Annotated in this window: 26 protein-coding genes; 4 read left to right on the top strand and 22 right to left on the bottom strand. The window is 68.5% G+C overall.

Annotation, left to right across the window (positions count from 1 at the left end):
• The 18 genes from MWU52_RS15590 to MWU52_RS15505 form a co-directional block, all read right to left on the bottom strand.
• Entirely contained in the window at positions 1 to 231 is a 231-nt protein-coding gene (locus MWU52_RS15590) for a DUF5337 family protein (RefSeq protein ID WP_246953882.1), read from the bottom strand.
• Between the two features lie 70 nt (positions 232 to 301).
• Entirely contained in the window at positions 302 to 1,054 is a 753-nt protein-coding gene (locus MWU52_RS15585) for a hypothetical protein (RefSeq protein ID WP_246953880.1), read from the bottom strand.
• A 51-nt stretch (positions 1,055 to 1,105) separates the two neighbouring features.
• The gene (locus MWU52_RS15580; protein WP_246953878.1) at positions 1,106 to 2,410 is read right to left on the bottom strand and encodes an NADH-quinone oxidoreductase subunit E; all 1,305 of its coding nucleotides are present in this window, start codon (positions 2,408 to 2,410) and stop codon (positions 1,106 to 1,108) included.
• Between the two features lie 54 nt (positions 2,411 to 2,464).
• Positions 2,465 to 3,697 (bottom strand): NADH-quinone oxidoreductase subunit D, encoded by a 1,233-nt coding sequence (locus MWU52_RS15575; RefSeq protein ID WP_246953876.1) that lies wholly within the window; start codon positions 3,695 to 3,697, stop codon positions 2,465 to 2,467.
• Positions 3,694 to 4,317, bottom strand: a complete 624-nt coding sequence (locus MWU52_RS15570; RefSeq protein ID WP_246953874.1) for an NADH-quinone oxidoreductase subunit C — start codon at positions 4,315 to 4,317, stop codon at positions 3,694 to 3,696. Before MWU52_RS15570 ends, MWU52_RS15575 begins: the two co-directional genes overlap by 4 nt.
• On the bottom strand, positions 4,317 to 4,850 hold the full coding sequence (locus tag MWU52_RS15565; RefSeq protein ID WP_246953872.1) for an NADH-quinone oxidoreductase subunit B: 534 nt from the start codon (positions 4,848 to 4,850) through the stop codon (positions 4,317 to 4,319). Before MWU52_RS15565 ends, MWU52_RS15570 begins: the two co-directional genes overlap by 1 nt.
• Positions 4,851 to 5,060: 210 nt before the next feature.
• Positions 5,061 to 5,426, bottom strand: a complete 366-nt coding sequence (locus tag MWU52_RS15560; RefSeq protein ID WP_246953870.1) for an NADH-quinone oxidoreductase subunit A — start codon at positions 5,424 to 5,426, stop codon at positions 5,061 to 5,063.
• Between the two features lie 69 nt (positions 5,427 to 5,495).
• Positions 5,496 to 6,590 (bottom strand): lytic murein transglycosylase, encoded by a 1,095-nt coding sequence (locus MWU52_RS15555; protein WP_246953869.1) that lies wholly within the window; start codon positions 6,588 to 6,590, stop codon positions 5,496 to 5,498.
• Between the two features lie 126 nt (positions 6,591 to 6,716).
• On the bottom strand, positions 6,717 to 7,499 hold the full coding sequence (locus tag MWU52_RS15550) for a crotonase/enoyl-CoA hydratase family protein (protein ID WP_246953867.1): 783 nt from the start codon (positions 7,497 to 7,499) through the stop codon (positions 6,717 to 6,719).
• Positions 7,496 to 8,353, bottom strand: coding sequence for a hydroxymethylglutaryl-CoA lyase (locus MWU52_RS15545; protein WP_246953865.1), 858 nt, complete (start codon positions 8,351 to 8,353; stop codon positions 7,496 to 7,498). Before MWU52_RS15545 ends, MWU52_RS15550 begins: the two co-directional genes overlap by 4 nt.
• Entirely contained in the window at positions 8,346 to 8,990 is a 645-nt protein-coding gene (locus MWU52_RS15540; RefSeq protein WP_246953863.1) for a glutathione S-transferase, read from the bottom strand. Before MWU52_RS15540 ends, MWU52_RS15545 begins: the two co-directional genes overlap by 8 nt.
• Positions 8,987 to 10,915, bottom strand: coding sequence for an acetyl/propionyl/methylcrotonyl-CoA carboxylase subunit alpha (locus MWU52_RS15535; RefSeq protein WP_246953861.1), 1,929 nt, complete (start codon positions 10,913 to 10,915; stop codon positions 8,987 to 8,989). The genes MWU52_RS15540 and MWU52_RS15535 overlap by 4 nt, the downstream gene beginning before the upstream one ends.
• Positions 10,916 to 11,240: 325 nt before the next feature.
• The gene (locus MWU52_RS15530; RefSeq protein WP_246953859.1) at positions 11,241 to 11,648 is read right to left on the bottom strand and encodes an ASCH domain-containing protein; all 408 of its coding nucleotides are present in this window, start codon (positions 11,646 to 11,648) and stop codon (positions 11,241 to 11,243) included.
• A 5-nt stretch (positions 11,649 to 11,653) separates the two neighbouring features.
• On the bottom strand, positions 11,654 to 13,252 hold the full coding sequence (locus MWU52_RS15525) for a carboxyl transferase domain-containing protein (RefSeq protein WP_246953857.1): 1,599 nt from the start codon (positions 13,250 to 13,252) through the stop codon (positions 11,654 to 11,656).
• On the bottom strand, positions 13,249 to 13,758 hold the full coding sequence (locus MWU52_RS15520) for a lysozyme inhibitor LprI family protein (RefSeq protein ID WP_246953855.1): 510 nt from the start codon (positions 13,756 to 13,758) through the stop codon (positions 13,249 to 13,251). Before MWU52_RS15520 ends, MWU52_RS15525 begins: the two co-directional genes overlap by 4 nt.
• Complete coding sequence (locus MWU52_RS15515; protein WP_246953853.1) at positions 13,755 to 14,171, bottom strand: DUF1622 domain-containing protein; 417 nt, start codon at positions 14,169 to 14,171, stop codon at positions 13,755 to 13,757. Before MWU52_RS15515 ends, MWU52_RS15520 begins: the two co-directional genes overlap by 4 nt.
• Before the next feature lie 277 nt (positions 14,172 to 14,448).
• On the bottom strand, positions 14,449 to 15,009 hold the full coding sequence (locus MWU52_RS15510; RefSeq protein ID WP_246953851.1) for a hypothetical protein: 561 nt from the start codon (positions 15,007 to 15,009) through the stop codon (positions 14,449 to 14,451).
• Positions 15,010 to 15,011: 2 nt separating this feature from the next.
• Complete coding sequence (locus MWU52_RS15505; RefSeq protein ID WP_281494149.1) at positions 15,012 to 16,175, bottom strand: isovaleryl-CoA dehydrogenase; 1,164 nt, start codon at positions 16,173 to 16,175, stop codon at positions 15,012 to 15,014.
• A gap of 169 nt (positions 16,176 to 16,344) precedes the next feature.
• Between MWU52_RS15505 and MWU52_RS15500 the strand changes: the two genes are divergently transcribed.
• Positions 16,345 to 16,959, top strand: a complete 615-nt coding sequence (locus tag MWU52_RS15500; protein WP_246953849.1) for a hypothetical protein — start codon at positions 16,345 to 16,347, stop codon at positions 16,957 to 16,959.
• A 79-nt stretch (positions 16,960 to 17,038) separates the two neighbouring features.
• On the opposite strand, the gene MWU52_RS15495 is transcribed toward MWU52_RS15500, so the two are convergent.
• The 3 genes from MWU52_RS15495 to MWU52_RS15485 all read right to left on the bottom strand — a co-directional run bounded on the left by MWU52_RS15495 (position 17,039) and on the right by MWU52_RS15485 (position 19,892).
• Positions 17,039 to 17,860, bottom strand: coding sequence for a DUF481 domain-containing protein (locus MWU52_RS15495; RefSeq protein ID WP_246953847.1), 822 nt, complete (start codon positions 17,858 to 17,860; stop codon positions 17,039 to 17,041).
• A 129-nt stretch (positions 17,861 to 17,989) separates the two neighbouring features.
• Complete coding sequence (locus MWU52_RS15490; protein ID WP_246953845.1) at positions 17,990 to 19,165, bottom strand: DegT/DnrJ/EryC1/StrS family aminotransferase; 1,176 nt, start codon at positions 19,163 to 19,165, stop codon at positions 17,990 to 17,992.
• Between the two features lie 52 nt (positions 19,166 to 19,217).
• The gene (locus MWU52_RS15485) at positions 19,218 to 19,892 is read right to left on the bottom strand and encodes an HAD family hydrolase (protein ID WP_246953843.1); all 675 of its coding nucleotides are present in this window, start codon (positions 19,890 to 19,892) and stop codon (positions 19,218 to 19,220) included.
• A gap of 83 nt (positions 19,893 to 19,975) precedes the next feature.
• Between MWU52_RS15485 and glmU the strand changes: the two genes are divergently transcribed.
• Positions 19,976 to 21,337 carry a bifunctional UDP-N-acetylglucosamine diphosphorylase/glucosamine-1-phosphate N-acetyltransferase GlmU gene (gene glmU / locus MWU52_RS15480; protein WP_246953841.1) on the top strand — a complete coding sequence of 454 codons (1,362 nt, stop codon included), beginning with the start codon at positions 19,976 to 19,978 and terminating at the stop codon, positions 21,335 to 21,337.
• Positions 21,337 to 23,142 carry a glutamine--fructose-6-phosphate transaminase (isomerizing) gene (glmS, locus tag MWU52_RS15475; protein ID WP_246953839.1) on the top strand — a complete coding sequence of 602 codons (1,806 nt, stop codon included), beginning with the start codon at positions 21,337 to 21,339 and terminating at the stop codon, positions 23,140 to 23,142. Before glmU ends, glmS begins: the two co-directional genes overlap by 1 nt.
• A gap of 7 nt (positions 23,143 to 23,149) precedes the next feature.
• On the opposite strand, the gene MWU52_RS15470 is transcribed toward glmS, so the two are convergent.
• Entirely contained in the window at positions 23,150 to 23,917 is a 768-nt protein-coding gene (locus MWU52_RS15470) for a DUF2189 domain-containing protein (RefSeq protein ID WP_246953837.1), read from the bottom strand.
• A 154-nt stretch (positions 23,918 to 24,071) separates the two neighbouring features.
• Between MWU52_RS15470 and MWU52_RS15465 the strand changes: the two genes are divergently transcribed.
• Positions 24,072 to 25,331, top strand: coding sequence for an aspartate kinase (locus MWU52_RS15465; protein ID WP_246953835.1), 1,260 nt, complete (start codon positions 24,072 to 24,074; stop codon positions 25,329 to 25,331).
• Positions 25,332 to 25,548 lie beyond the last annotated feature (217 nt).

Here is a 25,548-nt window from a genome sequence, read left to right as displayed (position 1 = left end):
TCAGTTCTCCTTGTCGCGGCGCATCTTCCAGATGCCGACCGCCACGATCATCGCCCAAGCCAACGCCGCCAGTGCGATCAGGTCGATCAGCACCATCCAGCGCACCGGCACCCCCAGGTTCGCGCCCGCGAACTGCGCCACCATCCAAAGAAGCGCCGTCCCGACGATCACCATGGCCACCATGCGGGAGCGTCTGGCGATCGCCATCTCATGGTCCGGGGGCCGTGTCATTTCGCGCCCTCTTCAACAGGTCGCGCCGAACGGCGTCAAGCCGCCCCGCGGTCGCAGGCCGATCCCGGTTTCAGTACATGCCGCCCTTGTCCACCCGGCGCGAGAAATCCGTGTCGCCGCCGCCAGCCAACTGACGCGCCTGCGTGACCCAGTCGTCGCGCCGGACGCGGCCCTTGAAGCCCTCGAGATGCCGGTCGACCCAGGCGACCTCCTCGTCGGACCAGTTCGCGATCTGGTCGAAATGCCAGAAGCCGAGCTTGTTGCAAAGCTCCTCCAGCTTCGGCCCCACGCCCTTGATCCGCTTCAGGTCGTCCGCCGATCCGTCCCGCGGGGCGTCCAGCGTCTCCGGCTTGACGCCGGGATCGGCGTCGTCGTCGGCGCTGGCTGCAGGACCTGAAGTGGTGCCCTTGCCGGACCGGGTGGCCGCCTTCGCGGCGGCGGCGTCCTCGGACCGCTCGGATGACGTATCGGCACCCTCCCCGACCGGCGTTCCCGTCGCCGCGGGCGATGTCGCGGCGGGCGCGCCACCCCCGGCCGCCGCACCGCCGCCGCCGACGCTCGGGGGCACGGTGCTGCCGCCCGTGGAGGCGGAATGATGGCCCGCCCCGGAGGACGCGCTGAACGGCGCAGAACCGCTTGCGCCGCCACCCGCGCCGATCATGCCGATCAGGACGTAGAAGAGCGCGAACAGCACCAGCCCCATCAGCAACGCGCCGAAGAAATTCCAGCCGCCGGCGAGCCAGAACAGTATGAAGGCCAGGAAACCGCCCGCGCCCGCGACGGCCAAGCGATTGCGAAAGATCTTGCCAGCGGTGTCGTTCATGTCGTCACTCCCCCTTGGACGGGGCGCGCGACATGGCAGGCGGCCCCTGGTTCACTCGGAACGCGGTCCCGCGCCCCCCTCAGACAGCATCTTAGCCTGTTTGACCCATTCGTCACGCGTCACGCGTCCCTTGAACCCCTGCAGGTGGCGGTCCACCCAGGCGACCTCCTCGGCGGACCAGCCGGCGATCTGGTCGAAATGCCAGAAACCAAGGGAGTTGCACAGCTTTTCAAGCTTCGGACCGATCCCGGCGATCCGCTTCAGGTCGTCGGGTTGTCCGCCCCGAGGCGCGTCCATCGCCTCCGGGCGGCGGCCCTCGGTCGGCGTGGCCAGCGATTCGGCTGCCGTCTGCGTACCCGCCAGGCCGCCGTCGGTGTCGGTATCGCCCGTGACCCGGGGCGCGTTGCCTTCGCCCAGGCCCTCGCCCGCGTCCGGCCTGCCCTCCGGTGCGACGTCGCCCTCGTCCGGGCGGCCCTTGGCATCGGCGTCCGAGCCGCGAACATTGGCGACCCCGTCGCTGGCATCCCCGCGTTCGCGGTTGGCATCGGGCTGGCCACGGACCTTGCCCGCCTGCTTGCCGTCCGGCCCGCTGGGTCCCAGCATCGGGTCGCGCGCCGCGGTTTCGGGGTTCGGATCGGCCTGCTCGGCGCGGTGCCAGGGATGCGTCAGCGGAACCTCGGTGCCGTCGATACGCTTGACCGTGTCGCCGATCGAAACGGCGAGGGCCACGCTGGCGTTCCGCGCATGGTCGGGGCTCTGCGCATGGTCGGTCAGGCTGGTCGCCCCGCCCAGCGGCTCGGAGGCGAAACGGCCGTTCTGCGGGCCGGGGACCGGAACGCCGCCGGTGCGAAGTTTCTCGAGCAGATCACCAAGGCGCTCCGGCGTCAGATCCTCGTAGTAGTCCTTGCCGATCTGCGCCATCGGCGCGTTCGCGCAGGCGCCGAGGCACTCGACCTCCTCCCAGCTCAACTGCCCGTCGGCGCTGATCTCGTGCGGCCTGGGCGCAATCTTCTCGCGGCAGACGGCGACCAGGTCCTCGGCCCCGCAGATCATGCAGGACGTCGTGCCGCAGATCTGGATATGCGCCGCCTGCCCGACCGGGCGCAACTGGAACATGAAGTAGAAGGTCGCCACTTCCAGCACCCGGATATAGGCCAGGCCCAACATCTCGGCCACATGCTCCATGGCGGGGCGGGTCAGCCAGCCCTCCTGCTCCTGCGCACGCCAGAGCAGCGGGATCACGGCACTGGCCTGCCGCCCTTCAGGATACTTGGTCATCTGCGCCTCGGCCCAGGCCTGGTTGGCGGGCGTGAAGGCGAAGGTCTCGGGCTGTTCGGCGTGGAGGCGGCGTAGCATTATTGACTGACCACTTTCTATTCGATCTCGAAGGCAGGCTCATTCGGCATCGGGTTACCGATCGATCTCCCCGAACACCACGTCCAGCGTCCCGATGATGGCGGCGACGTCGGCCAACTGGTGGCCCTTCGAGATGTGGTCCATCGCCTGCAGGTGCAGGTATCCCGGCGCGCGCAGCTTCGCGCGGTAAGGTTTGTTCGAGCCATCCGAGACCAGATAGACGCCGAACTCGCCCTTGGGCGCCTCGACGGCGGCATAGACCTCGCCCTCGGGCACGTGGAACCCTTCGGTGTAGAGCTTGAAGTGATGGATCAGGCTTTCCATCGACGTCTTCATGTCGGCACGCTTCGGCGGGGTGATTTTGCCGCGGGCCAGAATGTCGCCCTGCCCTTCGGGTTCGCGCAGCTTGGCGATGGCCTGCTTCATGATGCGCAGCGACTGCCGCATCTCCTCCATCCGCACGAGGTAGCGGTCGTAGCAATCGCCGTTCTTGCCGATCGGGACGCCGAACTCGAACTCGCTGTAGCACTCGTAGGGCTGCGCGCGGCGCAGGTCCCATGCCAGGCCGGACCCGCGCGCCATGACGCCGGAGAAGCCCCAGTCCATCACCTCCTGTTCGGAGACGATGGCGATGTCGACGTTGCGCTGCTTGAAGATACGGTTCTCGGTCAGCAGCCCGTCGATATCGGCCAGCACAGAAGGGAAGGTCTCGCACCAGGCTTCGATGTCGTCGATCAGCGAGGGCGTCAGGTCCTGATGTACGCCGCCGGGCCGGAAATAGGCCGCGTGCAAACGCGCGCCGCAGGCCCGCTCGTAGAAGACCATCAGCTTCTCGCGCTCCTCGAACCCCCAGAGCGGCGGCGTCAGCGCGCCCACGTCCATGGCCTGCGTGGTCACGTTCAGCAGATGCGAAAGGATGCGCCCGATTTCGCAGAACAGCACACGGATCAACTGCGCGCGACGCGGCACCTCGACGCCGGTCAGACGCTCGATGGCCAGACACCAGGCATGTTCCTGGTTCATCGGGGCCACGTAGTCGAGACGATCCAGATAGGGCAGGTTCTGGAGATACGTGCGGCTCTCCATCAGCTTCTCGGTGCCCCGGTGCAGCAGACCGATATGCGGATCGCACCGCTCCACGATCTCGCCGTCAAGCTCCAGCACCAGCCGCAGCACACCATGGGCCGCCGGGTGCTGCGGACCGAAGTTGATGTTGAAATTGCGGATCTTCTGCTCGCCGGTCAGGGCGTCGTCGTAGCCGCGGGGATTCAGGTCACCATCCATCATTTCGCCCCCTCCCCCTTCTCATCACCCGGCAGCACGTATTCCGCCCCCTCCCACGGGGACATGAAGTCGAACTGGCGGTATTCCTGCGTCAGCGAGACGGGTTCGTAGACCACGCGCTTCTCGACCTCGTCGTACCGCACTTCGGTATAGCCGGTGGTAGGAAAATCCTTGCGCAGCGGATGCCCGCGGAAGCCGTAGTCGGTCAGGATGCGCCGCAGATCCGGGTGGCCCGAGAACAGGATGCCGAACATGTCGAACACCTCGCGCTCGAACCAGTTGGCCGCCGGGTAAATGTCGATGATGGAGGGGACGATCTCCTCCTCGCGCACATGGATCTTGAGGCGGATCCGCTGGTTCAGGTACATCGACAGGAAATGGTAGACCACGCAGAAGCGGCGCTCATCGCCCGGATAGTCGATCGCGGTCAGGTCGACGAAGGTGGCGAAACGGCATTGCTCGTCGGTCTTGAGGAACTCCGCCAGCGCGGGCAGGTCCGAACCCGTCGCCTCGATCGTCAGCTCACCCCGGGCGATCTCGGTGTTCGAGACGAGGTCGGGCTGCCGAAGCTCGATATGCGCGGCCAGTTCCCGCAACTGATCCGTCTGGTCCAGATAGCTCATCAGCGCACCAAGGTTCCGGTCCGGCGGATCTTCCGCTGGAGTTGCAGGATCCCGTAGAGCAGCGCCTCCGCCGTCGGCGGGCAGCCGGGGACGTAAAGGTCCACGGGAACGATCCGGTCACAGCCGCGCACGACGCTGTAGCTGTAATGGTAGTACCCGCCCCCGTTCGCACAGGAGCCCATCGACAGTACGTAGCGCGGCTCGGGCATCTGGTCGTAGACCTTGCGCAGTGCGGGCGCCATCTTGTTGGTCAGCGTGCCGGCGACGATCATCAGGTCCGACTGGCGGGGGGACGCGCGGGGCGCGGTGCCGAACCGCTCCATGTCGTAGCGGGGCATGGCGGTGTGCATCATCTCGACCGCGCAGCAGGCCAGCCCGAAGGTCATCCAGTGCAGCGAACCGGTGCGCGCCCAGTTGATGATGTCCTCGGTCGAGGTCAGCAGGAAGCCCTTGTCCTGCAACTCCCGATTAAGAAGCTGGGTGGCGTGCTCCTTATCACCGCCCGCTCGGTTCAGTCCGGTCTGCACACCCATGGCAACGCTCCGTCAGGTCTCTCGCTCGGGGCCGCGGCCGCCGGTCGGGTCGGGGTGTAGCCCGCGGCCCAGGGGGGGTCAACGCGGGCACCGCCCCGGACGATAACATAGGTCGGCGAACCGCATCGCGTGAGGGGAAGGCCCGCGACATCGCGTCCCGCCCCGCCATGGCGCCTCAGGCGGCCCCGCGCAGATGGCGGGCCGGCCCGCTCATTCCCACTCCAGCGCACCCTTCTTCCATTCGTAGGCGAAGCCCACGGTCAGCACGGCCAGGAACGCCATCATCGACCAGAACGCGGCATCCGACAGGCCGGCGAAGCTGACGGCCCAGGGGAACAGGAACGCGATCTCCAGGTCGAAGATGATGAACAGGATCGCGACCAGGTAGAAGCGCACGTCGAACTTCATCCGCGCGTCGTCGAAGGCGTTGAACCCGCATTCATAGGCCGACACCTTCTCGGGGTCGGGCGCGCGCACGGCCAGGATCGCCGCCGCCAGGATCAGCACCAGGCCCAGCCCCACGGCCAAGCCCAGGAAGATCAGGACCGGCAGGTATTCGAGCAGCAGGACTTCCATCATGGCCTCCGGGCAGGGCGGGTTCGGGGGTTTCTAGGCCCGGGGCACCCTGTGGTCAACGTGCACGGATCAGAACATCGCCAGCAGGCGCAGGGACGGATCGCCGGTCGCGGGCAAGCCCCGCGACCGCTGGAACGCGGCGATGGCCGCGCGGCTCTTCGGGCCGATCACGCCGTCCGTGCCGTCGGTGTCGAAGCCGGTGGCGGTTAGGCGGCGCTGCAGCTCCTGCCGCTGATCCTTGGTCATGCCGAACCGGTCCGGCCCGAACGACGCGCGCAGCGGCCCGCCCCCCGCGATCCGGTCGGCCAGGTGCCCGACGCCCAGTGCGTAGCTGTCGGAATTGTTGTACCGCTTGATGACGCGGAAGTTCGGCCCGGTCCGGAAGGACGGCCCGCCCGCATCGGGCGTCAGGCCTCCCGACGGGTCCTCGACGGCCCAGGTCGCCCCCCGCTGCCATCCCGCCCCGGCAAGGTAGGACGCGGCGGAGGCCAGCGCATCCGTCGGATCCTCGCCCCAGATGTCGCGCCGCCCGTCGCCGTCGAAATCCACCGCCGATTGCAGGTAGCTGGTCGGGATGAACTGCGTGTGGCCCATCGCGCCCGCCCAAGACCCGACCATCCGGTCCGGCGCAACGTCGCCCGCCTGGAGGATACGCAGCGCGGCGATGAGCTGGCTTTCGAAGAATGCGCCGCGCCGACCGTCATAGGCCAGCGTCGAGATGGCGGAGATGGTCGGGATGTCGCCGCGCCGCTGGCCGTAATTGCTCTCCACGCCCCAGATCGCGCAGACGATCTCGGCCGGCACGCCGTAGCGCGCCTCGATCGCCGCGAGCGCCCGCCGCTGCCGCGCGAAGGCGGCGCGTCCGGCCTCGACCTTGCTCTCGGGCGCGACGATGTTGAGGTAATCCTCGAAGCTGCGCCTGAACTCGGTCTGGTTGCGGTCGCGCGCCACCACGCCGGGCACGAAACCCGCGCCGCGAAACGCCGCGTCGATCACGTCCGCGCGGATGCCCGCGGACCGGGCACGGCCCTTGAAGGACGCGACCCAGGCGGACCAGCCCGCCGTCGCGCGCGGCACCAGATCGGGATCGGCCGCGCGCGCGCCGGGCCGCGCCGACATGGCGGGCGCGTCGGCGCAGGCCGAAAGCGGCGTCGCGGCAAGCATCAAGGTAAATGTTCGGCGGTTCAGCATGTCTGCAGGTCCTTCTGGCGAGGGTTGCGGCCACACTATCGCGGGCGGGGGGAACGGCAAGCGGCGATGACCCGGCAGGCCGCGTTCCGCCGCGCGTCGTCAGGTCGCCCAGCGCGGCTTGCGCTTGTCGAAGAACGCGCCGACCCCCTCGGCGGCCTCGTCCCCCTCCCACCGCGCGGCGAGCGCGTCGATCGTGGCGGCGATCACCCCCTCATCGATGGTGGGCCCCAGGCTGCGGGCCAGCCGCTTCGCATCGGCCACGGCCCCCGGCGCGCAGGACAGGTAGGGCACGACCTCCGCCTCGACTGCCGCATCCAAATCGGCCGTAGCGACGGCACGCGACAGGACGCCGAGTTCGACCGCCTCGGCCGCGTCGAAGCGCCGCGACGACATGAACACGCGCCGCGCCCGCCCCTCGCCCATCCGCGCGATGACGTAGGGTCCGATCGTCGCGGGGATCAGGCCCAGCCGCGTCTCGGTCAGGCCGAACAGCGCGGTGTCGACGCCCACGGCTACGTCCGCCACGCAGGCCAGTCCCACGCCGCCGCCGAAGGCCGCGCCGTTCACCCCCGCGATCAGCGGCTTCGGCAGCGTGTTCAGCGCCTGCAGCATGCCGGCCAGCCGCCGCGCTTCCGCCGCACGCGCGGCGGCATCCGCGTCGAACTGCGCCCGCATCCAACGCAGGTCGCCCCCGGCGCAGAACGATTTGCCATTGCCGGTCAGGACGACGGCGCGGCTGTCATCGGCGCCCACCGTCCCGGCCAGTTCGGTCAGCTCGTCCATCATTCGCGCCGACAGGGCGTTGTGCGTGTCGGGCAGGTTCAGCCGCACCGTCACCACGCCGCGTTCGTCGCGCGTCACATCCAGGGTGTCGTGGGTCATTCGCCATGCCTCATACGTTGCGCCATGTCTCCGGCCTCCGCCACGATCCCGGCATCCAGCCCGGTGTCGAACCCGGACGCGTCCAGATGCGCCAGCACCGCCCCGGTCGCCACGTTGCCCGCGGCCCCCGGGGCATAGGGGCAACCGCCAAGGCCGCCCACCGCCGCATCGAACACCCGCAACCCCCGCGCCAGCGCCACGTCGACATTGTCGAGCGCGCGCCCCGCGGTGTCGTGGAAATGTCCGGCCAGCCGGTCGGCCGGCATCTCGCCCAGCACCGCAGCCAGCATCGCATCGACCGCCTCGGGCGTGGCCCGGCCGATCGTGTCGCCCAGGCTGATCTCGTAGCAGCCGAGGTCGCGCAAGGCGGCGACCACGTGCGCCACCTCGGCCGGTGGAACCGCCCCGTCGAACGGACAATCCACCACGCAGGAGACATAGCCGCGAATCGGCAACCCGTCGGCCTTCGCCGCCCGGACCACGGGGGCGAACCGCGCGAGACTCTCGGCAATCGTCGCGTTCAGGTTGGCCCTGGAGAACCCCTCGGACGCGCTCGCGAAGATCGCCACCTCATCCGCCCGCGCCGCCTTCGCGCCGTCATAGCCGCGCAGGTTCGGCGTCAGCGCGGCGTAGGACACGCCCGGCGTGCGGTCGATTCCGGCAAGCACCTCGGCGCCGTCGGCCATCTGGGGCACCCATTTCGGGCTGACGAAGCTCGCCACCTCTATCCGGCGGAACCCGGCGCGCGACAGCAGGTCGATCAGCGCGATCTTCTCCGCCGCGGGGATGAAACGCTTCTCGTTCTGCAACCCGTCGCGGGGGCCGACCTCAAAAATCTCGACCGTCTCAGGCATCGGGAACCTCATAGAAGTCGCGATCGTAGAGGCCGCCGTCTTCGGCCGGAAAGGCCTCCCGCGCTTCGCAGCGGTCCATCCACGCGGCCATCCGCGCCCGGTCGCCGACCCGGTGGAACCGCCGCGCCATGACCGCCGCCTGCGCCACCGCGACATCGGCGGCCGAGAACCCGCCCCGCAGCAGCCAGTCACCGTCCAGCCGCGCCTCGATCGCGTCGAAGCACTTGCCGACCCGCGCGGCCTCCAGCTTCATCACCACGGGCGAGCGCGTCGAAGGGTCGCGCAGCATCAGATGGCCCTGCGTCAGCACGGCGGCATGCTGGCTGATCGTCTCGGCGAAGTGGATCTGGATCAGCCAGTCGATCCACTCCGCATGGCCCGGCGCACGGTCGAGGCCCGCATCGGGAAACCTCTCGCACAGCACCTGCAGGATCGCGCCCGTCTCCCAGACCGGCCGGCCGTCTATCTCCAGCGCGGGGACGCGCCCGACAGGGTTCAGCGCGAGGAATTCCTCGCCGCGCAGTGTCTTGTCGAAGGGCCATTCCCGGACCTCGAACATCACGCCCAACTCGCGCAGCAGCCACAGCACCCGCTGCGACCGGCTCTGCGGGACGTGGTGCAGGACGATCCCGGTCATTCCTCCTCCAGCCGCACCAGCGGCGCGCCCGCCTCGACCTGCGCGCCCGCCTCGGCCAGAACCTCGGCCACGGTGCCGTCGCGTGGGGCGGTCAACGTATGCTCCATCTTCATCGCCTCGAGGATGGCGAGACGATCGCCCGCCGAGACCGCGGCCCCCGCCTCGACGAACACCGCCTTGACCAGACCCGGCATCGGCGCCTCGACCACGCCCGACATGGCGCCCGCCGCGGCCGCGACGTCCAGCGGGTCGGACGCGTCGAAGGAGTAGACGTTGCCCCAGAAGACGTGGACCTTGCCTGGCGCGCGACCGACCTCCGCCGCGATCGGCGCGCCATCGACGCGCCACTCGCCATCAGCCGCGACCTCGTGCACGTCGTCGCCGATGGTGATGCGCCAGATGCCGTCCAGCCCCTCGACCCGCGCCGTGATCTCCTCCTCGTGCCAGACAAGGCGCGCGGTCCAGGCCAGCGGCGCCCACAGATGGAACCCCCGATGGTCGCCAGGCGCGTCGAGCCCGAGTGCGGCGACCGCCGCCACCGCGCGCGTCCGCGAACAGGGCACCGGGCGGGCGGCCAGCGCGTCGATGTCGCGATCGATCAGCCCGGTATCGACCTCGCCCGCCATGAAACCCTCGTGCCGCGCGAGGTTGCGCAGGAACGAAAGGTTCGTGACCGTGCCCGCGACCTGCGTGGCGGCCAGCGCGCGCTCCAGCGACAAAAGCGCCATCGCGCGCGTCGGCCCGTGCGTGACGATCTTGGCGATCATCGGGTCATACCACGGGCTGATCGCATCGCCGGCGCGCACCCCGGTCTCGGCGCGGGCGCCGTCCGGAAAGCGCAGATGCGTCAGCGTCCCGGTCTGCGGCAGGAAGCCGTTCGCCGCATCCTCGGCATAGAGGCGGGCCTCGAAGGCGTGGCCGGTGATCGACAGGTCCGCCTGGCGCGCGGGCAGCCCTTCGCCGGACGCCACACGCAGCTGCCATTCGACCAGGTCGACGCCGGTGATCGCCTCGGTCACGGGGTGTTCGACCTGCAGGCGGGTGTTCATCTCCATGAAATAGAACCGGTCCGCGCGCAGCCCCTCCGACGCGTCCACGATGAACTCGGCCGTGCCGGCGCCCGAATAGCCGATGGCCTCGGCCGCGCGGACCGCCGCCTGCCCCATCGCGTCGCGCATCTCGGGCGTCATGCCGGGGGCGGGCGCCTCCTCGATCACCTTCTGGTGACGGCGCTGGAGGGAACAGTCGCGCTCGAACAGATGCACGGCGCGCGTGCCGTCGCCGAAGACCTGCACCTCGATATGGCGCGGCGTCGCGACCCATTTCTCGATCAGGACGTGATCGTTGCCGAACGCCTTCGAAGCCTCGGATTTCGCGCTGTCCAGCGCATCCGCGAACCCCCTCGCCATCTCGACCCGACGCATCCCCTTGCCGCCGCCACCCGCGACCGCCTTGATGAGGACGGGATAGCCGATCGCCGCCGCCTCGCGCGCCAGATCGTCCGGGTCCTGCCCCGCGCCCTGATAGCCGGGCACGACGGGCACGCCCGCCTTCTCCATCAGGTCCTTCGCCGCGTCCTTCAGGCCCATGGCCCGGATCGCCTCGGCGGACGGTCCGATGAAGGTCAGACCCGCCGCCTCGACCGCCTCCACGAAGTCGGGGTTCTCGGACAGGAAGCCATAGCCCGGATGGATCGCCTGCGCGCCCGTCGCCCTTGCCGCCGCGACGATGGCGTCCCCGCGCAGATAGCTGTCGGAAGGCGCCGCGCCGCCCAGGCTCACCGCCTCGTCCGCCATCGCGACATGCCGCGCGTCCCGGTCCACGTCCGAATGCACGGCCACGGTCCGCACGCCCAGCCTGCGGCAGGTGTCGATCACCCGGCAGGCGATCTCGCCCCGGTTGGCGATCAGGATCTTGGTGAACATTCGATATCCTCGGATGTGATGACGGCCACTCTGACGCCTTCGGAGATTTCGGACCGATCCATGAGGACGCCGATCACGGCAGCGCATGGCATGCCGGTGAGGCGACTGCGAACGCGGACACCTCGATCCTCGACTTCGATAACCGAACCGCCGCCCCCTCCACGGAGAAACAGGTCTCCTCTGCGCGGAACGTCGATGGCGAACAGGTCCGACGGGATGTGGTGATGCCGATGCGGTCCCGGCCTGACGCCGCCGAGCTGGCCCATCGGGGCGACGCCCAGGCCGGGTATCTCGAACGCATTCTCGGCAACGCCTGAAAACGCCATCACAGCACCTCCACCACGCGGAACCGTTCGCAGAGCAGCCACATGTCCTCCGACCAGCCGCCGTTCCGCTCAAAAAAGCGGATGTGGCCGTCACGCCATTCGGCGAACCTGCCCTCCCCCTCGGCCAGCGCGAACTCCTCCGGGACGTCACCGAAGCGGCGTTCGGTGACCTCCGTCGTCTCGATGACCACACGGGGTGTGCCGTTCCAGTCGGTGGCGATGTCGCGACGTCCGACCACGGGGCGGCCCGGATCGCCTTCGGGATAGTCGCGCAGCGCGCCGCAGGTCGCGGTCTTGGTGCCGGCGATCACCAGATCGGTCAGTTGGTCGCAGAGCTCCGGCCCGTCGCCCAGGCGGAACGTGCCGGCGCCGGGATAGTCATCATTCAGGTCGCGGAACTCGCCCATACCGGTCACATTCGGAACACGCCGAAGCGTGTCTCCTCGATGGGCGCGTTCAGTGCCGCGCGCAAACTCAGCGCCAGCACATCACGCGACCGGCGTGGGTCGATGATGCCGTCGTCCCAAAGGCGGGCCGAGGCATAGAGAGGGTGCGACTGTCGCGCGAACATCTCCTCGGTCGGGCGGCGAAAGGCAGCTTCGTCATCGGTTGACCAATCCTGCCCCGCCCGCTCCATCGCATCGCGCTTGACCGTCGCCAGCACGCCCGCGGCCTGCGCGCCGCCCATGACCGAGATGCGGCTGTTGGGCCAGGTCCACAGGAAGCGCGGCTGATAGGCACGCCCCGCCATCCCGTAATTGCCGGCGCCGAAGGACCCGCCGACAAGCATGGTGATCTTTGGGACGGACGTGCTCGCCACCGCGGTCACCATCTTGGCGCCATGCCGCGCGATCCCCTCGTTCTCGTATTTCCGGCCGACCATGAAACCGGTGATGTTTTGCAGAAACACCAGCGGGATCTTCCTCTGGGAACAAAGCTCGATGAAATGCGCGCCCTTCTGCGCCGCCTCGCTGAAGAGGACGCCGTTGTTGGCGACGAGGCCGACGGGCATGCCCTCGACCTGCGCGAAACCCGTGACCAGTGTCTCGCCGAAACGCGCCTTGAACTCGTCGAAGCGGGATCCGTCGACGAGGCGCATGATGACCTCGCGGATGTCGTAGGGCGTGCGCAGGTCGGCGGGCACCACGTCCAACATCTCGCCCGGGTCATAGGCGGGCGGCTCGAAGCTGGACGCGCCGGAAGTCACGATGCCGCCGGCAGAGCGCACCGCCTCGCGCGCGAGCGCCAGGGCATGCGCGTCGTTCTCGGCCAGGTAGTCGGCCACGCCCGACAGCCGCGTGTGCACGTCGCCGCCGCCCAGATCCTCCGCCGTGACCACCTCGCCCGTGGCGGCCTTCACCAATGGCGGGCCGGCCAGGAAGATCGTCCCTTGCTCGCGCACGATGATCGACACGTCGGACATCGCGGGCACGTAGGCGCCGCCGGCCGTACAGGACCCCATCACGACGGCGATCTGGGCGATGCCCTTCGCGGACATCCGCGCCTGATTGTAGAAGATGCGCCCGAAATGGTCCCGGTCGGGGAAGACCTCGTCCTGATTGGGCAGGTTCGCGCCGCCGCTGTCGACAAGGTAGATGCAGGGAAGGCGGTTCTCCTCGGCGATCTCCTGGGCGCGCAGGTGTTTCTTGACGGTGATCGGGTAATAGGTCCCGCCCTTCACCGTGGCGTCGTTGCAGACGACCATGACCTGTCGCCCATGGACGAGGCCCACGCCGGCGATGGCCCCGCCCCCCGGGGCCGCGCCGTCATACATATCGTGACCGGCGAAGACGCCAACCTCCAGGAAAGGCGAGCCGGGGTCGAGCAGGTTCGCCACCCGGTCGCGAGGCAGCATCTTGCCGCGCGACAGGTGGCGTTCGCGGGCCTTTTCGCCGCCCCCGCCCTGGGCGGTCGCTGCAGCCTCCCGGATCTCGGCCAGGGCGGCGAGATGGGCTTCGCGATTGGCGCGGGCCTCGTCGGAGGCGGGGATGAGGGTGGAGGTGAGTTTCATCGCAAATCCTCGCCAAGCCGATCCTCGAGCTTCAAGGCCTGTTCGCCGGTCAGGGACATCACGCAGGCCGCACCAGCCGGCCCCTGTCCCGTTCCGCCACCCCAGTTCGCGCGTTCATAGGCGCAGGCCGCATCGCGATAGTCGATCCAGGCGCGCTGCATCTGCTGCAGGGTCTCGGCCAGAGACGGCACTGTGATGTCCAGCAAGGCGGCTTCGGCGTCGGCATCGAGATGCCGTGCCCGCAGTGTCCGATAGGCGGCGTTCAGGCGGTCGTCCCAGAATTCCGCCTCCGCCCAGAGACAGGCGCCCATTCCCACGGTGGAGTCGCCGCCGGGCGTGGCGCCCATGCAAGTGCGCGCCGCCCGGCCGATGCAGTCCGTCGGGGTATCCTCGGCCTCCAGACATGACAGGATCGGCATGGTGTCGAATGCGATGTCCTGCGCGGCGAGCGGCGCGGATAGAAATGCGGCGATCAACAGGACCGAGGTGGACGTCGAACGGATCACTCTCCCAACTCCTTCTTCACCTGCTCCAACTCCCGGTCGAGGAAGAACGAGATGAGCGAGCGTATCACGACCAGCAGCCCCAGGAAGATCAGGTCGATCATCGCGAGGCTCAGCGCCGTGTGAATGATGTCGGAGACGATCAGCAGTTCCAGCCCGCCCAGGATATAACGGCCAAGTTCCACGCGCTCGCGGTTGACGCCCCGTACCCGGCGGGCGTCGTCGCGGCTGATCTCCGCGCGGGCGAAGCCCGCGATGAACCGAATACCGCCGATCAGCAGGATCAGGCAGGCGAAGACGTCGATGGCGACGACCGCCCATTCGAGCGTGTGCACCAGCCAGGACAGATCCTCGTGCAGGATGCTGGCGTCCCGCTCGTAGCCGAGCCAGCCGTCGAGATGGACCTCCTCGTCCATTCAGCGGATCCCCCTCCGAACCCGGTCGAAACCCGAGGAAACCGGTCCGCGTCGGACCGCCGGATCCGCAGCGGTTCGTACCGGGAAAGCGCGGTCATGCGACACCTGATCTTCTGCCGCTGCCGCGGGGGCAATCGGCGACCCTGCCATAGCGTGCTCCGTCCTCGTCCGGACCGGCGCGAACCGCCCGACTTTCAGCGCCCGCTCTTTCGTCCGAGGTTCCGCTCGCTCCGTCGTGACGGTCTCGCTCGCCATTTCACGTCTCCCGTCGTGTCGGTCAATGGGTTGCCGCATCCAGCCGATACAGATGCGCCTCGGCCGAAATCAGCGTCGCATGCCACTGCAATCGCGCGATAAGCGTGCAACTGCGCGCAGCGTCCAGCGTTCCGGCGGATGTCTCCAATGGCGGCACGAGGCCGCAATCGGTCGGCAGGGGGTTCATCAGCGATTGGAGCGCGCCGACCATCTGGCCCCGCTCTGGCTCGGAAAGCGACCCCGCCAAGGCGATGTACCGTTCCACATCCAATGCCTCGGCCCTGCGCGCGACCCGCTTCGACAGGGCATCGCCGACCGCGGCGAAGCAATCCGGCGCATCCGCGCGTGCATCGCAGCGCATCAGCTCCTCCGAGGCGCAATCCATCCGGTCGATACCGCCGGCCGTCGCGCGTTCCATAATGCAGGCCATGTCACCGTCGCATTCGGCCTGGTCGATCAAGGCCTGCTCGACCGCCGTCGCGGCGGCGGCGACATCCTCCAGGTGGCAAAGTTCGAACCCCGGACTCAGTCGCGGATCCGCGGCCGCCCCGTTGGCCAGCACGACGAGGAGGAACGCGGCCACCCTCACCCCATCGCCCCCATCAACTCCCGTCCGACCAGCATCCGGCGGACTTCGCTCGTCCCGGCGCCGATCTCCATCAACTTGGCGTCGCGGAAGAGGCGGCTCACGGGCGTGTCGTTCATGAAGCCCGCGCCGCCCATGGCCTGCACGGCCTGGTGGGCCTGCACCATCGCCTGTTCGGAGGCGTAGAGAACGCAGGCCGCAGCGTCCTGGCGGGTGACCTGCCCCCGGTCACAGGCCTTGGCGACCTCGTAGACATAGGCGCGCGCGCTGTTCATCGCGGTGTACATGTCGGCGATCTTGCCCTGCATCAGCTGAAACGACCCGATGGGCTTTCCGAACTGCTTGCGCTCGGCCAGGTAGGGCATGACCTCGTCCAGGCAGGCGGCCATGATCCCCGTGCCGATGCCCGAGAGCACGACGCGTTCGTAATCGAGGCCCGACATCAGAACGCGGACGCCGCCGCCTTCCTCTCCCAGCACGTTCTCGAACGGCACCTCGACATCCTCGAAGACTAGCTCGGCGGTGTTGGACCCGCGCATGCCCAGCTTGTCGAAATGCGGGCTGCTCGAGAATCCCGCCATCGACTTCTCGATCAGGAAGGCGGTGATGCCCTTCGACCCGGCCTCGGGGTCGGTCTTGGCATAGACGACCAGCGTCGTCGCGTCGGGGCCGTTGGTGATCCAGTACTTGGTGCCGTTCAGGATGAAGCGGTCGTTCCGCTTCTCGGCGCGCAGCTTCATCGACACGACGTCCGATCCGGCCCCCGCTTCGGACATGGCGAGGGCGCCGACATGTTCGCCGGAAATCAGGCCCGGCAGGTACTTCGCCTTCTGCTCGGCCGTGCCGTTCAGCGCGATCTGGTTGACGCACAGATTGCTGTGCGCGCCGTAGCTGAGCGAGACGGAGGCCGAGGCGCGGGCAATCTCCTCCACCGCGATGACATGGTCGAGATAGCCCATCCCGGCACCGCCATCCTCCTCCGGCACAGTGATGCCCAGAAGGCCAAGTTCCCCCATCTCGGTCCAGAGTTCGGGCGGGAAGGTGTTGGTCGCGTCGATCTCGGCGGCCATCGGCTTGATGCGCTCCTGCGCCCAGCGGTGCACCATCTCGCGCAGCGCGTTCGCATCGTCGTCCAGATCGAACTGCATGGTCGCGGTGAACATCCCCGAATCCCCTCCCAGAGAATTGAACGCTTGTTCATTTCATAGCGCCGGCATGAGCCCACGTCCAGTTTGGCATCGCCGGGCACCTGCGGAAACCCCGACTTGCGCGGCGCCGGTCGAGACCGCAAGGTTGACCCCTACGTCAAGTCTGGGGAAGCGGGGGTTCGTCATGTCTGAATACTACATCGCGTTTCATGGCGGGAAGGGCCGGATGATGGACACCGTCATCGTCTGGGCCACCCGGTCGCGCTTCGCCCATTGCGAGCTGATCCGCTGCGATCGCCGCCCGCGGGACGGCGAGACGCATCGCTGCATCGGCGCGTCGCTGATGGATGGCGGGGTTCGGGTCAAGGCGATCACCTTCGATCCGGGAAAATGGCGGTTTGTGCATATCCCCTTCGCACCGAAGAACACCTGGAACCGCGCGCTGCGCCATGTCGGCCGGCCCTACGACCTGCAGGCCTTCATCTGGACACATCTCTTCAATTTCCGCCGCCAGGCCCGCGACAAGTGGTTCTGCTCGGAACTGATCGCCGAGGCGCTGGATCTGAACATGCCGCATGCCTATTCGCCCGGCGATCTGCGCCGCGCGGTCATCGACCACCGACGGACCTGGAGCCGGGCGCGGATCGACCTGGCTGAGAGCGAGATGAATCCCGCAGAAGAAGCCCGCCGCCTGCGCGAGGAGAACGAACGGTTGAAAGCCGCCGAGAAGCGGCGGCGCCGGAACCGGTCCGCCGACCGCGGGGCCCGCGAGGATGCCACGCGCGTGACGCTCAACTAGGCCGCAAGAAAAAGGGGCGGCACGCGCCGCCCCCGAAAGGTGTCCGGACCGATCGCGCGGCCCGGCTATCCGGCCTTCTTCAGAAGCCCACGACCAGCGACAGGCCGATCGTGTTGTCGGTCGATTCCAGACCGGGCAGCGGATCGGAAGTGTAGTCGGTGCGATAGCTGACCCGCGTCGACAGCGTGTCGGTCACCTTGAAGTTCACGCCGAAATCATTGGTCACGACGGTATCGTTGTCCGAGGACAGGATGTCGGTGTCGTTGGTCAGCGAGACGGTGTCGGTGAACCCGTAGTAGAAGCGCGACGACGCGATGCCGGCGCCCTCGGTCTCGGAATCGCCGTTCTGATCCTCGATGTAGCGGATGCCGGGGCCGGCCTGGACGCGCCAGGCGACCTGGTCGCTGTTGAGGATGCGGTAACCCAGGCCCCCGCCCGCGAAGGCGTCGCGCTCGTTGGTCGCGAAGCCGTCATACTCAAAACGGCCGGTTCCGAACGCGTAGAGCTGCGGGGTGAAGTAGCGGCTGCCCTCGTAGATGGCGAAGAACTTCTCCTCGTTCTGCTCGCCGTCATCCTCGCCATACTCGCCGGCGAAACCGAACAGGTGATTCCAGTTGCCCTGGCCATAGGTCAGGCGTCCGGCGAAGGTCAGATCGGCCGTATCGGTATTGCCGGTCGTGCCCGACGCGGTCAGCGCGGCCGAGCCACGAATACCTTGCACGACGCCGTTCGGACCGAAGCGCTCGTCGTCGAAGCCCCGGTCCAGGTCGTCCTGCGCGGCTTCGGTGATGTCGTCGATGCGATCGTCGAGACGCGAGACACCCGTCACCGTATCCTGGGCAAAGGCCGGCAGCGCGACAGTCAGCGCCAGAGCGGCCGTGAGGGACGTGATCGTCTTCATGGAATAATTCCTCTCGGTAAGGATGATCCGGCGGCATGACCGCCCGGAGGCCCTTCGGCTGACCCGGCTGATAAGCGAAAACCGAAGGAGAGGATAATTCATATTTCTGCGCCTAAAGCCGATTATCGCTTATAACGTAACAAACGCCGTGAGCGACTCGGCATGGGCGATGCGAACGATGGCGGCGCAGTCATTCGTATCGAAAGTCAAGGGGATACGGAGGTCCAGAAGGCGCGAGAGAACCGCGTCCGTTCGCCGCAGGTCCTGAGGTTCGACATAGGTCCAGTGACGATGGGCCGATGTGAACCCCTGGGCGGATTCCGCCCCGAACCACTTGAATTCAACGCCGCGCGCGGCACAGCCTGCCAGAAATTCCGGCACCCGGTCCGGATCGTCGGCCAGAAACTGGATGGACGATCCGACATATCGCTCGGCACGGGGCCGCTCGATCACGGAAAGGCCCGGAATGTTTCGGAACCCCGTTTCAAGGGCGCGATACAGGACGTTCCACCGCTCCGCCTGGCGCGGCAGATCGGCCACCTGCGGGCGCAGGATCGCGGCGCGCAACTCGTCCATGCGGCCCGACACGTTCGGCATCGCACCCTCGTGGCGGGCGAAGACCTCCTCGGGCGGGGCGGTCCCGTTGCGCGCATAGAGCATGTAGCATCCCGACAGCAGGGTCATCTTCGCGGCCAGGTCGGCATCGTCGGTCACGATCAGCCCGCCTTCGCCCGAATTGATGTGCTTGTAGGTCTGCGTCGAATAGCAGCCGATCGCCCCCCAGCGCCCCGAGGCGACGCCGTCCCAGGATGCCCCCATGGTGTGGGCGCAATCCTCGATCACGGTGACGCCCGCGTCCTCGCAGATCCGCATCAGGCGGTCCATGTCGGCCAGGTGGCCACGCATATGCGACAACAGAAGGACGCGCGCGCGGTGGGCCTTGCCCGCGAGGTCGTCCAGGTCGATGACCAAATCCTCCGTCACCTCGACCAGCACGGGGCGGGCGCCGACGGCCGCGATCGCCCCCGGCACGGGCGCCAGGGTCCACCCGTTGGTCAGCACGGCATCGCCGGGCCCCACACCCAGCGCGCGCAGGGCGCACCCCATCGCATAGCCGCCCGAGGCGACCGCCAGGCAATGCCTCGCGCCGGTCGCGGCCGCGAATTCACGCTCCAGCGTGGAGACCTGGCTGGGATCGGCGCCGTAGCGATGCAGCGCGCCCGACCGCATCACCGCGACGGCGGCGGCGATGGCCTCCTCAGGGATCGGTTCCTGGCGGGTGAAGGACTTGGTGAATGTTTCCATTCGACCAGCTAGGGCCGGCCCCGGTCACGGGTCAATGCCCGCCGCACGCCAACTAGGGAAGGCCGATCGCGGCTAGCGCGCCTTCCAGCCCGGCGTAGTCGTCAAGCAGCGCCTCGGGCTCCAGTTCGGCCACGGCGCGGCCCGGAGGCGCGAAGGTCACCAGGATGCACGGGACGCCGGCCGCGCGGGCCGTGGTGCGGTCGGTTTCGGTATCGCCGACCAGGCAGGCACGGGACATGTCCCCACCCGCACGCGCCACGCTTTGGATCAGGTGTTCGGGATGCGGCTTGCGAACCGCCAGCGTGTCGGCGCCCACCAGGCTGTCGAACAGGTCCGCCACGCCCAACGCTGCCATCAGCTTGACGGCCAGCGCCTCGGGCTTGTTGGTGCATATGCCCACCGCGTCGCCCCGCGCGCGCAGGCGGCGCACCGCGTCCAGCGCCCCGGGATAGAACGCGGTATGCTTGGCGATATCGCGGTCGTAGGCGTCGAGCAGGGGGCGATAGCCGGAATCTACCTCGGCCTCGTCCACCGGACCCAGACGCGACAGGCCCAGCCGCAACATCGCCCGCCCGCCGCGCAAGGCCGTGGCCCGGTCCTCGACCCGACGGGGATCGAGCGCGACGTCGCGGCCCAGCGTCGCGAAGGCCGCGTTCGCTGCCGCCAACAGGTCGCCCGACGTGTCGCACAGCGTGCCGTCGAGGTCGAAGATCACGCAACGTTTCATGGTGGACGTCCTTTTGGGGGTCGCCGGGTTGCGGCATGTGGCCCCTCGGGTAGAACGGCGGGCAACCAAGGGAAAGACCTTCGATGTCCAAACGACCCCCCGTCGCGTTGATCGTCCTGGCCGCCGGACAGGGCAGCCGGATGCGATCCGACCTGCCCAAGGTGCTGCACCGGGTGGCGCATGCCCCGTTGCTGGCGCATGCCCTTCGCACGGGGCACAGCATGGACCCCGCCCGTTGCGTCATCGTCGCGGGTCATGGCGGGGCGGCGGTCGAGGCGGCCGCGCAGGCCCACGCCCCCAAGGCCGATGTCGTCCACCAGACCGAACAGAAGGGCACGGCCCATGCCGTGGCGCAGGCCCGCGCGGCGCTGGAGGGGTTCGACGGCGACGTCATCGTGCTTTATGGCGATACGCCCTTCATCCGGCCCGAGACGCTGGAAGCCATGCGCGCGGCCCGTGCCGATGGCGCCGACGTCGTCGTCCTGGGCTTCGAGGCCGCGGAGCCTGGCCGCTATGGGCGCCTGATCGCACACGGCGACCGGCTGGAGCGGATCGTCGAGGCCAAGGACGCGACCGCGGCGGAACTCGCCGTGCGCCTGTGCAATTCCGGCGTGATCGCGGCACGGGCGTCGGTTCTGTTCGAGCTGATCGACCAGGTCGGATGCGACAACGCGGCCGGCGAGTACTACCTGACCGATATCGTAGGACTGGCCCGCGCCGCGCGCCTGTCGGCCCGCGTCGTCACCTGCCCCGAGGCCGAAACCATGGGCGTGAACACCCGCGCCGACCTGGCTGCCGCCGAGGCCGCGTTCCAGGCCCGCATGCGGCGGGACGCGATGGAGGCCGGCGTGACGCTGACGGCGCCGGACACCGTGTTCCTGGCCTTCGACACCGTCATCGGCCGCGATGTCGTGGTCGAGCCGCATGTCGTCTTCGGCCCCGGCGTGACCGTCGATCCGGGCGCCACGATCCGCGCGTACAGCCATCTGGAGGGGTGCCATGTCTCCGCGGGATGCGTGGTCGGTCCCTATGCCCGCCTGCGCCCCGGGGCGGAGCTGGACCGCGACGTGCGCGTCGGCAACTTCGTCGAGGTCAAGGCCGCGACCCTGCGCCAGGGTGCCAAGATCAACCACCTGTCCTATATCGGCGACGCGGAAATCGGCGTGCGCGCCAATGTCGGCGCTGGCACGATCACCTGCAACTACGACGGGGTGTTCAAGCATCGCACGACCGTGGGCGCGCGGGCCTTCATCGGCTCGAACACCGCGCTGGTGGCCCCGGTCCGGATCGGGGCCGATGCGATGACGGGGTCGGGAAGCGTGATTACCGGCGATGTGCCCGACGGGGCTCTGGGCCTCGGGCGGTCCAAGCAGGTCAACAAGGACGGCTTCGCCCTGCGCCTGATGCGCAAGCTGCGCGAGGCCAAGGCAAGGAAGACGAACTGATGTGCGGTATCATCGGAATACTGGGCGACCACCAGGCGGCGCCGATCATGGTCGACGCGCTCAAGCGGCTGGAATACCGCGGCTATGACAGCGCGGGCATCGCCACGGTCAACGACGGGCGGCTGGACCGGCGCCGGGCCGTGGGCAAGCTCGTGAACCTGGCCGACCTGCTGGTGCATGATCCTCTGGCGGGGATGGCGGGCATCGGCCATACCCGCTGGGCCACGCATGGCGCCCCGTCCGAGGCGAACGCCCATCCGCACCGTGCCGGCCGCGTGGCGGTCGTCCACAACGGCATCATCGAGAACTTCCGCGCGTTGCGGGCCGAACTGGACGGCCCGTGGGAAAGCGAGACCGACACCGAAACCGTCGTGCGCCTCTGCGAGCGGTTCCTGGACGGGGGCATGACCCCGCAGGACGCCGCCTTCGCCACGATCGACCGCCTGCGCGGGGCCTATGCGCTGTGCTTCCTGTTCGAGGGGGAGGGTGACCTACTCGTGGCGGCGCGTGCGGGCTCGCCGCTGGCCGTGGGTCACGGACGGAGCGAGATGTATGTCGGCTCCGATGCGATCGCGCTCGGTCCCCTGACCGACCGCCTGACCTATCTGGAGGAGGGGGACCGCGCCGTTGTCACCCGCGCGGGCGCGCGCATCTTCGACGCGGCGGGGCAGCCGGTGGAGCGCGAGATGCGGCGGATCGCGGTCGACGCGCAACGCATCGAGAAGGCCGGCCACCGGCATTTCATGGCCAAGGAAATCCACGAGCAACCGCAGACCCTGTCCGATGTGATCGCCGCCTATGTCGCGGACGGTCGGATCGCGCCGCCCGCGCCCTACGATTTCGCCGCGACCGACCGGATCCAGATGGTCGCCTGCGGCACCGCGCAGATCGCCTGTTCGGTGGCGAAATACTGGTTCGAGGCACTGGCCGGCCTGCCGGTCGAGGTCGATATCGCGTCGGAGTACCGATACCGCGAGGGGCCCATCGGCGCCGACACGACAGCCCTTTTCGTCAGCCAGTCGGGCGAGACGGCCGATACCCTGGCCGCCCTGCGCTATGCCAGGGGACGCGCGCGCGCGATCCTGTCGGTGGTCAACGTCGCCGAGAGCAGCATCGCCCGCGAAAGCGACGTCGCCCTGCCGATCCATGCCGGGGTGGAGGTGGGCGTGGCCTCGACCAAGGCCTTCGTGAACCAGCTCGCCGTCCTTCTGGCCCTGGCGATCCACGCCGGGGTTCAGCGCGGCCGGATCGACCCCGCGCGCGAGGCGGAACTGGTCGCGGGCCTGCGCGGCCTGCCCGCCATGCTGAGCCAGACCCTGGCCATCGAGGCGCGTTGCGCGGACCTGGCGGGCCGGCTGGCCGAGGCGACAGACATCCTCTTCCTGGGGCGCGGCACGATGTTCCCGATGGCGCATGAGGGGGCGCTGAAGCTCAAGGAGATCAGCTATATCCATGCCGAGGCCTATGCCTCGGGCGAGTTGAAGCACGGGCCGATCGCGCTGGTCGACCGGATGCTGCCGGTGGTCGTCTTCGCGCCGATGGATGCCCTGTTCGACAAGACCGTCAGCAACATGCAGGAGGTCATGGCCCGCGAGGGACAGGTCCTGCTGGTCACCGATGCCGAGGGCGCGGAGCGGGCGTCCGACGGGGTCTGGGACGTGCTCATCCTGCCGACGGTCGATCCGGTCTTCGCGCCGATCCTCTATGCCGTGCCGGCGCAGCTGCTGGCCTATCACACGGCGGTCCACAAGGGCACCGATGTCGACCAGCCCCGGAACCTAGCCAAGTCGGTGACCGTGGAGTGATCCGCGATCACGCCTGCGGGATCGCCCGGCGGTAGAGGTGCCAGCTGGCATGGCCCAGCACCGGCAGCACGATCGGCAGGCCCAGGAACCACGGCACCATCGCCGCCAGCGTCAGCACCGCAATGACCGTGGCCCAAACCAGCATCACGCCCGGGTTGCGGCGGGTCACGCGTAGGCTGGCCAGCATGGCGGTGACGAAATCGACCTCGCGGTCCAAGAGCATCGGCAGGCTGATGGCCGTCAGCGCGAATAGAAGGAACGCGCAGGCCGCACCGAAGGTCATCTGCACGACGAGCATGGCCAGCCCGCGCCCCGACAGATAGGCGCCCAGTTCCCCCGGCGGTCCCAGAAGCGCGGTCGGCCCCATGAACAATGCAAACAGCATGTGGGCCACGAAGCTCCAGAACAGAAAGTACAAAAGGATCACCGCCCCGGCCCAGGGGATCTGCCGCGTCCGCTCCTGCCAGACGACGCCCAGGACGCCGGCGAAGTCGAGCGGCGCGCCCCGGTCCAGCCGCCGGCTGACCTCGTAGAGGCCGACGGCCAGGAACGGCGCCAGCAGCGGGAAACCCAGCGTCAGCGTCAGCGTCCAGGTGAACAGCCCCGCGCCGAGCTGCAGCAGGATCAGCCCCGCCAGCGCATAGATCGCACCGAAGAAAAGTCCGAACCGCGGCGCGCGCCGAAAGTCGGCCCAGCCCGCCCGCAGGACGTCACCCAGGTCGGACAGGTTCAGCGGCGCCGCGTCCGCGGGGCTCGGGTTCCAAGGCGTGGACATGGCGGTCATTCGCGGATCGGTTTCGATTCGCGCGATGCTGGCGCGCATCCGCGCGCAGGGCCTTGATCTGCATCATGGCGGCCCGTCCCGCCGACCTTGCCCCGGCGCCCCCCCTGCCCTAACAGGCGCGAAGCCAACCACCCCGGAGCGCGCCATGCCCCGCCTCGTGATGAAATTCGGCGGCACCTCCGTCGCGAACCTGGATCGCATCCGCCGGGTCGCCAAGCGCGTGGGCGTCGAGGTCGCCCGCGGCTATGACGTGATCGTCGTGGTCAGCGCCATGTCGGGCAAGACCAACGAGCTGGTGGGCTGGGTGAACGAGACCTCGCCGCTCTACGATGCGCGGGAATACGACGCGGTGGTCTCCTCGGGCGAGAACGTGACCGCCGGATTGCTGGCGCTGACCTTGCAGCAGAACGGGATCGAGGCGCGGAGCTGGCAGGGCTGGCAGGTGCCGGTCCGCACTTCCGCGGCCCATTCCAGCGCCCGGATCGAGGAGATCCCGACCGCGAATTTCGACGCCAGGTTCGAAGGCGGCATGCAGGTCGCGGTGGTCGCCGGATTCCAGGGCATCAGCCCCGAAGGGCGCATCACCACGCTGGGACGCGGCGGATCGGACACCACCGCCGTGGCCTTCGCCGCCGCGTTCGGCGCCGAGCGCTGCGACATCTACACCGATGTCGACGGGGTCTATACGACCGATCCGCGGATCACGTCGAAGGCCCGCAAGCTGGACCGCATCGCCTTCGAGGAAATGCTGGAGCTGGCTTCGCTCGGCGCCAAGGTGCTGCAGACGCGGTCGGTGGAACTGGCGATGCGCTACAAGGTGCGCCTGCGCGTGCTGTCGAGTTTCGAGGAACTGTCCGACGATGCGGGAACGCTCGTCTGCGACGAGGAGGACATCATGGAATCGAACGTGATCGCCGGGGTCGCCTTCGTGCGCGACGAGGCCAAGATGACGCTGATCTCGGTCGCCGACCGGCCTGGCGTTTCGGCCGCCATCTTCGGGCCGCTGGCCGAAGCGGGCGTGAACGTGGACATGATCGTCCAGAACATCGCCGAGGACGGCCGCACCGACATGACCTTCAGCCTGCCGGTCGACCACGTCGCGCGGGCCGAGAAGGCCGTGCGCGACGCGATGGACCGCGAGGAGATCAACTTCCACGACCTGATCGCCGACGAAGGCGTCAGCAAGGTCTCGGTCGTGGGCATCGGCATGCGAAGCCATGCGGGCGTCGCCGCGCGGATGTTCAGCGCGCTTTCGGCCGAGGGGATCAATATCAAGGTCATCACCACGTCCGAGATCAAGATCAGCGTGCTGATCGACCGCAAGTACATGGAACTGGCGGTGCAGGCGCTGCATGACGCGTTCGAGCTGGAAAAGGGCGCCGCCGGCGCCGATGTCACCGGATAACAGCGCCCCGCTATCGCGCGCCGGGCGACCCCTGTGGCAGGATGGGGGCATGAAAAGTCTGCCCCATATCCCCGTCTTCTGGATGGTCGTCTGCCTCGGCCTCGCCCTGATGCTACCCGCCCTCGGAGGCGATCCGACGCCCATGATCGCCCGGCCCTGACGCGATCGGCGCGACCGGGATGCGACACATGACGCGCCAACTTCGACAGCCCCCTGT

Source organism: Jannaschia sp. S6380 (assembly GCF_023015695.1).
Classification (GTDB): Bacteria; Pseudomonadota; Alphaproteobacteria; order Rhodobacterales; family Rhodobacteraceae; genus Jannaschia.
This window is presented reverse-complemented; position numbering and strand designations above follow the sequence as displayed.